This window comes from Treponema denticola ATCC 35405, from assembly GCF_000008185.1.
Taxonomy (GTDB): domain Bacteria; phylum Spirochaetota; class Spirochaetia; order Treponematales; family Treponemataceae; genus Treponema_B; species Treponema_B denticola.
The window spans coordinates 90,174-101,108 of record NC_002967.9 but is presented as its reverse complement, the minus strand read 5'-3'; the positions used below and the strand labels follow the sequence as shown (position 1 = coordinate 101,108).

Genomic DNA, 10,935 nt, shown 5'->3' with positions numbered 1-10,935 from the left:
AAGATGAATGATTATATAAAAAATATAATGGATAGTTTAAATGAAAATCAAAAAAATGCAGTAAGCGTTGAAAAAAATTCCGTAATTGCTGCGGGAGCCGGTTCCGGAAAAACGAAAGTGTTGGCTGCGCGCTATGTTTATTTTGTTGTTGAAAAGGGTGTCAGCGTAGAAAAAATAATAGCTCTAACCTTTACCGAAAAAGCCGCAGCCGAGATGCACAAAAGAATTTATAACGAGTTAAAAAAAATAGATCATCCTAACGCAAAAAATGCTATCGAAAAATTTCATCTTGCAAAAATTTCGACGATAGATTCTTTTTGCAATCGAATAGCAAGGGATGCATGTAGAAACTTAGGTATTTCTCCCGATTTTAACATTGATAATACCGAATCGGAAAAGTTGGCTTACCGCATAGGCTTGGATTTCTTTTTGAAAATGCGCTCGGATAAAACGATGCAGTTTTTTTTAGGTGATAACGGCATAGATGATTTTGTGTCGGGCCTTTTTGTAAAATTATTAAGTAATTATGTTTTGATTTCAAGACCAATTGATTTTAAAAAAAGTTTGGAAGATCAAATAAAATATCATGATGACGAAGAAAGAAAAACTCTAGCGGAATGTTTTGATGTTTTTGAATTTATAAAAGAAAACGATCCTTCTAAAAATTTTACGGAAGAAGCTATTAGCGAGTTTTCTACCCTTCCTCATTTTCCAGAATCGATAAAAGATGAAGCCTTTATTAAGCTGCTTCCTATTGTAGATAAAATTTCTAAAACAGCAAAAGGTAGAGGAAATGATGCCGTAAAAGAAATAAAAGAAAAATTAAAAATCATATATGAAAAACTTATATGTATTTATAATTTTGACTACTCACGAGATTTCTTAGCTTCTTTTTTTGATATGCTTAATGAGCTTCAAAAAGAATATATATATGAAAAAAAACAAAGAGGTCTTTTAACTTTTTCGGATGTGTCACAGCTTGCTGTGGATGTTTTGATAAATGACATAGATTTACGAAACTTTTATAAAAAGAATGCAGACATTATTATGATAGATGAGTTTCAAGATAACAATAGTCTGCAAAGAGATTTGCTTTTTTTAATTGCCGAAAAATTTGAACGCTCCGAAAAATTCGTGCCCGGTCCTCACGAACTTTGTCCCAATAAACTTTTTTTTGTCGGAGATGAAAAGCAGTCGATTTATGCTTTTAGAGGAGCTGATGTTTCCGTATTCCGAAAACTTGCTGACGATATTTCGGATAAAGAAAGACTTGCCGCTACAAGGCTTTTGATAAATTACCGCACGGAGCCTACTCTTATAAATTTATTTAATACAATATTCTCCAAAGTTTTTTATTCCGAGGTAAATAAGCCCTTGGAAAAAAACGGATTTGTTCCCGCCTATGAAGCGGAATATGTGCCGACTGAAACGAGAGCTCCTGTAAAAGGGATTGAGCCTAAAATTGAAATAATGTTTTTTGATAAAAAAAGATTTAATGCTTTGGAAGATTCAAGCCGGTTTCTTAGTCCTGTAGAAGCTGAAGCTTTTTATCTTGCAAAAAGAATTTTAGAATTGCGTAATCAAGGTTTTAAAATTAGGGACGGTAAATCTGCAAGAGCTTGTTCATGGAGCGACTTTGCCGTCTTGCTCAGAGCTTCAACAAAGCAAAGTACATACGAAAGAGTTTTCCGCAATTTTGGTATTCCTTATAGGAGTGTACAGCAAAGAGGTTTGTTTAATGATGCGCCTATAAATGATATTTATGCTATGCTTAAAATTATAGCCTATCCTTCCGATAAAAAAACTTATGCTCAAGTTTTACATTCGCCTTTTGTAAATATAGATGATGATGCCTTTGCAGTTTTACTTTTAAATTTTACAAAAGCTTTCGATATTTCTTTAGCGGAAAAATTAAATGAAAAAAATAAAGATGCCTATTTGCGGGCTTGCGATTTATTTGCTCGCTTAAATAAAAATATTTTAACTATGAGCTGTGCCGAGTCGGTTACATATCTTTGGTATGAAGAAGCTTATAGATATTTTTTATTGAGCAATGAAGAAAATCATCACTATATGGATTTATATGATTATCTTTTTGAGCTTGCATGTCAGGCTGATATCAACGGATTAACTTTTTCTCAATTTGTGGATTTGCTTTCATCTCATATTGAAGATAATGAAAGACTTGATGATATGGAGCTTCCCTTAGATGATCAAAAAGACTCCGTTCAATTTTTAACTGTGCATAAGAGCAAGGGTTTGGAATTCCCTATTGTTATAGTTCCCGACTGCGGAAATAGGGGTATCCCTGAAAAAAAAGAGGGGCTCGTTTTTTATAATGAAGATATGGGACCTGTTTTGTATTCTCCTAAGGCTCCGGGCTTGCCTGCGAAAGCTGGCAATCTGATTTTTGAATCATTACGTGATGAGGCTAATGCAAAGCTTGTTGCAGAAACAAAACGGCTTCTTTATGTTGCAGCTACAAGAGCTGAATCCTATTTAATTATAAGCGGCGTATATAATCATTTACAAAATGAAGACTCTAAAGATTCTAAAAAAGATGTGACCAAAGATAATGATTGTTCATCTTCAGATTCAAGAAGTCTTGAAGAAATAAAAAGCATGCTTAAACTTTCGGACAAGACTATAAGCTTTTTTGAATTGCTTTTGCCTGCTCTTCCCGATAAACATGAAGATATTATTTTTACTGAGATTTTACCTACCGAAAGAAAGAAGCTGTTTAATAATTTAAAAACACAAAAGCATGAAAAAGTCAATTTTGAAAAACTTTTTGCTTCTTCTAAAGTAAAAGAATTTAATCTTGCAGAAAAAAGAATAACTACCGCTACAAGTCTTGCTCATGAGGTAAATAAAAAATCAAGAGAAGGTTATTTGTATTCTTTAACTTCTGAAAAAGATAAGCTGCCTGATTCTTTTGAAGATAAAGATGGACAAAAAGAATTTACAGCGGCCGAGTTGGGAACTCTTACCCACTCCTTAATAGAAGCTCGTCTTTTAAATAAAGAATTTATTTATCCAAAAGGTCATTCCGAAGTTGAAAGAAAAAAGATTTATGCTTGGGCCGATAATTTCTTTAATTCGGATATGTATGTTCTTGCAAAAGAAGCCGAACAATTAAAAAGCGAATACGGTTTTTTAACGGATTATGAAGGGCAAATTGTAAGCGGGCAGATAGACTTACTTTTTAAAAAAAGCGGAATAGTCTATGTTGTCGACTATAAAACCGATGAGATAGAAAATCCGGATTCACACTTAACCCAGCTGAAGATTTATAAAAAAGCCGCCTCTGATCTTGCAAAAACCGAATCGGAAAATCTTAAAGAAAATACTGATAAGCCAATCGAGGTTAAGACCTTTATCTTCTATCTAAAAACGGGACATTGTGTTGAGCTTAAAACATAGGTAATGCAATATTGCCGTTCCGGAGCTATGTGTTTTTCTTTTAATTTTTCTAAAAAAGGATGATGCCTTGAGAGAATGGCAAGGGCTTTCTTCCCCTAATAGTTGTCAATTCCCTCGTTTTCTACTATAATAAAGACAGTATGAAAAAACTTAACGGACTCATAGCCTCCGACGGTTTAGCCGCCGGACCGCTGTATTGTATAATGGAGCAGCCTGAAACGGTGATTCCTTCTTATTCCATATCTGAAAATGAAATTGATTTGCAAAAATCGAGATTGGCCGGTGCCGTGGAAAAGGCAAAAAACGAGCTTTCGGAACTGATATCTTCATCATCTGATGTAGAAAAAAACGAAAACGACAAAACCGGTGAAGATATTATATCAACCCACATTCTTATGCTGTCGGATACGGCCTTTTTGGATTCCGTTTTTGCCGCCATCGAAAAAGCAAGGATGAATGCCGAGTTTGTTTTAAAAAGAAAATTGGACGAAACCATTGCAATGTTACAAACAGCCGGAGATAAATACCTTAGTGCTCGAGCTGTAGATATTCAGGATGCTTTTGAATCCGTTTTTGTTCATCTCCTTAAACAAGGAGCAAGGGATTCCCGATTTACAAAAGTTCCAAAGGGTGCGATTATTGCAGCCAAACTGATAAAACCCTCCGAGGCCCTCTTGGTAAAAAATGCGGGAGTAAGCGGTATAATTATGGAAGAGGGGGGTGTTACCAGCCATATTTCGATTATGGCCCGTGCTTGGGATATTCCCATGCTCGTAGGTGTAAAAAACTGTATGGATTTTGCCCGAACCAATATGCCTGCGGCTCTCGATGCGGACGGAGGCTTTGTTTTATTTAACCCTTCCAAGACTCTTATAAAAGAATATGAGGAACGTATCGAAAAAAGAAATGCTGAAATTAAGGAACTCTTAGAAGCTCAAAAAAATTATACTGAGCGTCTTTCAATCACAACAAAGGACGGAGTTAAGGTTTCGGTAAATGCGAATATTGCCTTCCCTGAAGAAATTGAAAATAAATTCGTTACCATATCAAACGGCATAGGTCTTTTCCGCTCCGAGTTTTTATTTTTAGAGGACGGCAAAATTCCCGATGAAGACACTCAGTTTGAAGCTTATAAAAAAGTTGTTGAAGCTATGGGCAAAAAGCCCGTAGTTATCCGAACCTTCGATGTGGGTGCCGATAAGATGATTGATGAACAGGAAACCTTGCGTGAAAAAAATCCTCTTCTCGGCTGGCGGGCTGTCCGCTATTGCATAGAAAGAAAAGAAGTATTTAAAACTCAAATAAAGGCTATCCTGCGGGCCGGAGTTTTCGGAAATGTTTTTCTTTTGATTCCGATGATTTCAAATATTGAAGAAATTATTGAAGTTAAAAAAATAATCGAAGAATGTAAACTTGAATGTAATGCTGACGGGAAAAAAATAATTGAAAAGGTTAATGTAGGGATTATGGTTGAAGTTCCCTCCACGGCTGTAGCTGCCGACCTCTATGCTCCGTATCTGGATTTCTTTTCTATCGGAACGAACGATCTTATTCAATACACGATGGCGGCTGACAGGGAAAACACAAAGGTTGCTTATCTTGCAAATTATTTTGAACCGGCCGTTTTGAGACTTATCAAAAACGTTATTGATGCACAAAGGTTTATAAAAGAACAGGTAGGGCATTTGGTTTCTATGTGCGGAGAAATGGCTTCGCATGAAGATGCCGCCTTTTTACTTTTGGGAATGGGCTTGAGACATTTCAGTATGCCTGCCGGGAAAATTTTAAAAATGCAAAAGTTTATGCAGTCCGTAAATGTCAAGGATGCGGAAGTCTTATATGAAAAAATTAAAAAATTAAATTCCGCGTCTCAAATAAAAACAGAGGTACAAAAAGCATTGGAGATCTATTATGCCGAAAACTAAAGATGAAATTATTGATGAAGAAAATATAAGTCCGGATAGCTCGGAATTTTCTCATCAAAAAAAATATAAAAACATTCCTTTGATAGCTATTGTGGGCCGTCCCAATGTCGGCAAGTCTACATTGTTTAACCGATTTTTAAGAAAACGCCGGTCCATTACCGATCCGACTCCCGGCGTAACCCGCGATCCTGTCGAAGCGCAGGCAATTATAAACGGCCTTCCTGTCATGCTTGTAGATACGGGCGGCTTTAAACTTACAAGAAGCGGTGATGCGTTTGAAGATACGATAGATGAACTTGTCATGGAAAAAACTATTTCCACCTTAAAAAAAGCCGACAGGATTTTACTTCTTCTCGATGCAGGTCTTGCAACTGCAGAAGACGAAGAGTTTATTCAATTTTTACGGCCATATTTTAATAAGCTGGTTGTTGCCGTAAATAAGACCGAGGGCGGAAGGCTCATGGCGGAGGCTTGCAACTATTACTCTTACGGTTTTAAATCCTTGACCTGCATAAGTGCCGAGCACGGCGACAATATTTCGGAGCTGGCTGAAGAGTTGACAGCCGGTCTTGATTTTAGCAAGGTAGAAGAACTTGAAGAAGATGATACAATAAGAATTACGATTGTCGGTAAACCCAATACGGGAAAATCAACATTGGCAAATTATCTTACAGGTTCTTCCGCTTCGATAATTTCAAATGTTGCAGGAACTACCCGCGATATTGTTGAAGGAGAATTTTCTTATAAAAATAAAAAATTTCTTATTCAGGATACTGCAGGAATAAGGCGCAAGGCAAAGGTCAATGAAGATATAGAATATTATTCCGTAGTGCGTGCAATTAAAAGCATGGACAATGCCGATATAGTTTTTCATCTGATAGATGTTCAAGAAGGCTTAACAGAACAGGATAAAAAAATTATAGTACAGGCTACCAACCGCGGCCTCGGCGTCATCTTTGTTTTAAATAAATGGGATTTGATGGAGCAAACAAAAAAAGCTTTTAAGGATGAAGAAGAACGCATAAAAGTTATGTTCGGCAAAATGGATTATGCTCCCGTACTCGCTATTTCGGCAAATGAGGGGACGGGAATTAAAGAGCTTTTAAACACGGCCGTCAAAATGTTCGAGCAGTTAAATAAAAAAATAGAAACATCGGCTCTAAACATTGCCTTAAAAGATTGGCTTCAGGCTGCTCCTCCTCCGCAAGGCCGTCAAACAGCCTTTACCTTTAGGTACATTGTACAGACAGGTTCCCGTCCGGCGGAGTTTTTGTTGTTTTCAAACAGGCCCGATTATGTAACCGAGTCTTATATGAGGTATATTCAAAATAAAATCAGAAGCGATTTGGGTTTTGAAATGATTCCTATCTTGCTTAAAGTTAAGGGAAGCCGAAAACGCTGGGAAGAAAGGCTTTAGGAATGAATGGATTTTCGATAGGTGAAGTTGAAAAAATTACAGGGATAAAATCTCATACTTTAAGATATTGGGAAGACAATATTCCCGTCTTGCAGCCTAAAAAAGATTTGGGCGGAAGGCGTATTTACAGCTCTCATGATTTGGGAATCATCTATCGGCTGGACTATTTAATAAATAAAAAAAAGTACACGGTTGAAGGTGCTGCTGCCGAAATAATAAACCAAAGTGCAGCCCAAGGCTCCCTTACGGCTAAAATATCCGAGCTTAGGGATCAGCTTTTAGATATTTACGGAATTATACGGGAAGAAAAAAATGACTGAACAAAATAAACCATTTTACGAAAAGTTTGTAAAGAAGAATGAGACAAAAATTCATCATCAAAAAAAGAAAGAAATTGATGAACCCCTGACCAAAGAAAAGAGGTCTGAAAAGAAAAATAATCGGGAAGAGTTTCCGGTAAAGATTGTAAAGACAAAAAATACCGGCAAAAATATTTTTAAAGAAAATGATGCGGACACAAAGGCTCTTTTAAATTCCTTTGATTTAATAATAAAGGATGCTCTAAAACTTTCTTCAAAACAAACTGCTTCGGTTCCAAAGGATATCCGTATCTTATTCCATGAACTTACAAATGAAAGAGGCTCGCGAAAAGTAAATTACCTAAACAATCCCGTAAAATTAACGGCCTATATTTACCACTATATGTGGTGGAACTTGGTGCGTATTTCAAAATTGATAGGTAATCTTGATTTTGATTTAAAGGACGGAGACATAATTGCAGACTTCGGCTGCGGGCCCATGACCCTTATGTGTGCTTTTTGGATTGCCAAGCCTGAATTGCGCTCAAAAAAACTTCATTGGTATTGTGCCGATATTTCGGGGAAGGCTTTGGCGGCAGGAGAAGCTTTGTTTAATTCTCTTTTTGCTTTTACAAATCAAAATGCCGGAATAAAGCAAGCATCTAATTGGAAGCTTACAAAGTTAAATGGCAGTTTCGGCCTTCCTTTAAAAGAAAAGGTAAACCTTTTTGTAAGTGCAAATATGTTTAACGAAATATTTTGGGATTCTTCAATTAAAATTGAAGGAGAAGCTGAAAGAGCTGCAAGAACCATTAGGCATTATCTTCAAAAGGATGGAGCCGCTTTGATAATTGAGCCCGGCATTCCCCTTGCAGGCGAATTCGTTTCGACCTTGCGTAAAAACTTTATCGAAAAAAAATATAAAATAATTTCGCCCTGTCCACATGCAGAAATCTGTCCTATCCCCGGGAAAAAAACGGCTGAACAAAAAAATATAAAATATCCTATAGCCTCGGATAAATGGTGTCATTTTTCTTTTTATGCAGATGATGCTCCTCCAAAACTTTTTGAGCTTTCTGAAGCGGCAAGACTCGAAAAGACCAGAGCAAGCCTTTCTTTTATATATTGCAGAGGAGAAGAAAAAAAAGAAAAGCCGGTTGAGTCTAAAAAGGAAAAAAAAGACTTCCTTGCACGTATAAGCTCCGAAATAATAAAACTTGACGATGGAAAGATCGGCCGTTATGCTTGTTCCGAAAAGGGCTTTTTACTTTTAACCGAAAAAAAAGGCCCAAGGTCAAAGCTTAAAGAATATGTAGACGGCTCTCTTATAAAAATTGAAGACGAAAAAATAAACCGGTTCTTCCATGACAGAAAAACCGGTGCTTTGATTATAAGAGTTTAGAGCCGGCATGGAATTATAGCCTTTTTATATGCGAAATTTTCTAAAACCTAAAGCACTGATAGTTCTATAAATAGTATTATCATAATAAATTATTATAGTTTTCTTATTTGCTGCGAAGATTTATCTTAAAAAGCAAAAAATTTAAAGTATATTCAATTAAAATCTCTAAAATATCAATTTTTAGCTGTAATAAAGTTGTTCAATTGACGTAAATTGTCATAAATATAAAAAAAATATTTTTTTTTCTTGACATAATGAATTATAGGTTTTATACTATTAATAGGATGTTCTATTAATAGGATATAATAGAAAAGTAAAATTTGTTAAAAAGGAGATAAAAATGGAAACCTTAAAGTATGTTAAGAAAGAGCCTTATCAGCTGTTTATTGACGGTAAATATATTCCGTCAGAGAATGGATCTATTGTTGATGTAATAAACCCTGTCAATAATTTACCTTTTGCTAAGGCCTATCGAGGTACAAAAACTGATTGCGAAAAAGCAATTGCTGCAGCAAGAAAAGCCTTTGATGAAGGTCCTTACAGAAAAATGTCTGCAAAAGATCGTAGTAAATTATTATTGAAGGCTGCCCAAATTCTTGAACGGCGTGCTGAAGAGCTTGCAGTTATTGAAACGCTTGAATGCGGTAAAAATTATAGTGCATGCCGCTATTGGGAAGTGCCTATGGCCATTGATTCATTTGAATTCTTTGCAGGAAAGGCAAGGTGTTTGGATGGTAAAGTGGTGCCGAGTGAATATGGAACTCTTAATTATGTAACATGGAATCCTTGCGGAGTAGTAGGAGAGATTCTTCCATGGAACGGCCCATTTCTTATGGGATGTCAAAAAGTAAATGCAATTTTAGCAGCCGGTAATACCGTTGTAATTAAACCGCCAAGTTGGGGTGTGTTGTCAATGATTCTTATGGCAAGTATTTATGAAGAAGCCGGTTTTCCTTCCGGTGTCGTTAATGTAGTGACCGGCTCAGGTGCTGAAGTAGGAAACTGTCTAGTTGAGAGTGAGCTTGTGGATATGGTATCGATGACAGGCGGGGTAGAGACAGGCCGTGAGATAATTGCGCATTCTGCAAAATTGGTAAAAGATATTGCCCTAGAACTGGGCGGTAAAAGTCCTAACATCTTTTTTGAAGATGTTGATATTGAGCAAGCAGCGCGTTTTGCCGTGTATGGTTTTACTAATCATGCGGGTCAAATATGCGTATCAGGGACGAGGATTTTAGTACAACGCCGTATATATGAACCCTTTATCAAAGCTATGGTTGAGACTGCTTATAAATTAAAGCCGGGAGATGGGTTTGATCCGTCTACAACCATAAATACCCTAATATCCAGAGAACATGCCAATACGGTATGGGAATACATTGAAAAAGGGAAAAAACAAAATGCAAGATTGGTTTGCGGCGGAAATCCATATTCGGAACCTCTCTTAAAGAAAGGTAATTTTATTCCGCCAACTATTTTTGCAGATGTTACACCTGAAATGGAGATATTCCAAAATGAGATATTTGGTCCTGTTGCTTGTATTACACCTTTTGACACAGAAGAAGAGGCCATTTCTTTGGCAAATGCAACTAAATATGGCCTAGCCGGAGGAGTATTTACAAAAGATATAAAGAGGGCGATTCGTGTGGCAGACAGAATAAATAGCGGTCAGATTTATATAAATAATTATTTTAGTAAAGGCATGATTGAATCACCCGGTACCGGATGGAAAGAAAGCGGGATAGGGATAGCAGGTATACATAAATATATGATTTCAAAAACCGTATTTGTTGAAACCGTTGATAATGTGTTGCTTCCTATTTGATAAGGCTATAAAGGGTAGGTATTTATGGAAGAAGATATTAAACAAAAAGAAGAGTCAATGGATATTTCTATAGGTTCTAAAATTCGTGCTCTTAGAAAAGTGCGTAGTATTTCATTACAACAAATGGCGAAAGATCTTGGTATGAGTTATTCTTACCTTTCAGGTTTAGAGAATGATAAATATTCGGTTTCCATCACAAATTTACAAAAAATTGCAAGTTATTTTAAAGTTAATCTTGTTTCTTTTCTTACACCTAACGGACCTGTGCCGAGGGTCTTTCGTAAAAAAGACTTGTATAGTAATGCCAATACTTACGATAACATTGCATATAAAGTTATCACCCCGGAAAGCTATACCCATTTGCAGGTTAGTTATGCTTATTTACCTCCTAATGAGCCGTCTGAACGAAATATTCACAAGCATGGTGAGGGACAAGAAATGGTTTTAGTATTAGACGGCTGTGTTTGTGTGATGGTAGAAGCCGAAAAATTTAAAATTGAACAGGGTGACTGTATTATTTTTGATTCTGACGCTGAGCATTTAATTTATACCGAAGAACAACCTGCTACTTTGGTGATAGTATCAAGTCCTCCTTATGGACAGCAAATACTACCTGAAAAGAAGAAGCCGTAAAGCAATAGGAG

Annotated in this window: 7 protein-coding genes; all 7 read left to right on the top strand. The window is 36.4% G+C overall.

All coding sequences use genetic code 11. The features are described from left to right. Positions 1-3 precede the first annotated feature (3 nt). The 7 genes from TDE_RS00435 to TDE_RS00405 all read left to right on the top strand — a co-directional run bounded on the left by TDE_RS00435 (position 4) and on the right by TDE_RS00405 (position 10,924). The gene (locus TDE_RS00435) at positions 4-3,423 is read left to right on the top strand and encodes a UvrD-helicase domain-containing protein (protein ID WP_002680941.1); all 3,420 of its coding nucleotides are present in this window, start codon (positions 4-6) and stop codon (positions 3,421-3,423) included. Between the two features lie 140 nt (positions 3,424-3,563). Further along, on the top strand, positions 3,564-5,348 hold the full coding sequence (ptsP, locus tag TDE_RS00430; RefSeq protein WP_002680940.1) for a phosphoenolpyruvate--protein phosphotransferase: 1,785 nt from the start codon (positions 3,564-3,566) through the stop codon (positions 5,346-5,348). Further along, positions 5,335-6,765, top strand: coding sequence for a ribosome biogenesis GTPase Der (gene der / locus TDE_RS00425; RefSeq protein ID WP_002680939.1), 1,431 nt, complete (start codon positions 5,335-5,337; stop codon positions 6,763-6,765). Before ptsP ends, der begins: the two co-directional genes overlap by 14 nt. Before the next feature lie 2 nt (positions 6,766-6,767). Further along, the gene (locus tag TDE_RS00420) at positions 6,768-7,085 is read left to right on the top strand and encodes a MerR family transcriptional regulator (RefSeq protein WP_002680938.1); all 318 of its coding nucleotides are present in this window, start codon (positions 6,768-6,770) and stop codon (positions 7,083-7,085) included. Continuing rightward, positions 7,078-8,466: a small ribosomal subunit Rsm22 family protein gene (locus tag TDE_RS00415; protein ID WP_002680936.1), complete on the top strand. Its 1,389-nt coding sequence runs from the start codon at positions 7,078-7,080 to the stop codon at positions 8,464-8,466. The genes TDE_RS00420 and TDE_RS00415 overlap by 8 nt, the downstream gene beginning before the upstream one ends. A gap of 340 nt (positions 8,467-8,806) precedes the next feature. Next, positions 8,807-10,291, top strand: coding sequence for an aldehyde dehydrogenase family protein (locus tag TDE_RS00410; protein ID WP_002680934.1), 1,485 nt, complete (start codon positions 8,807-8,809; stop codon positions 10,289-10,291). 24 nt (positions 10,292-10,315) lie between these two features. Then, positions 10,316-10,924 carry a helix-turn-helix domain-containing protein gene (locus TDE_RS00405; RefSeq protein WP_002680931.1) on the top strand — a complete coding sequence of 203 codons (609 nt, stop codon included), beginning with the start codon at positions 10,316-10,318 and terminating at the stop codon, positions 10,922-10,924. Positions 10,925-10,935: the final 11 nt, after the last annotated feature.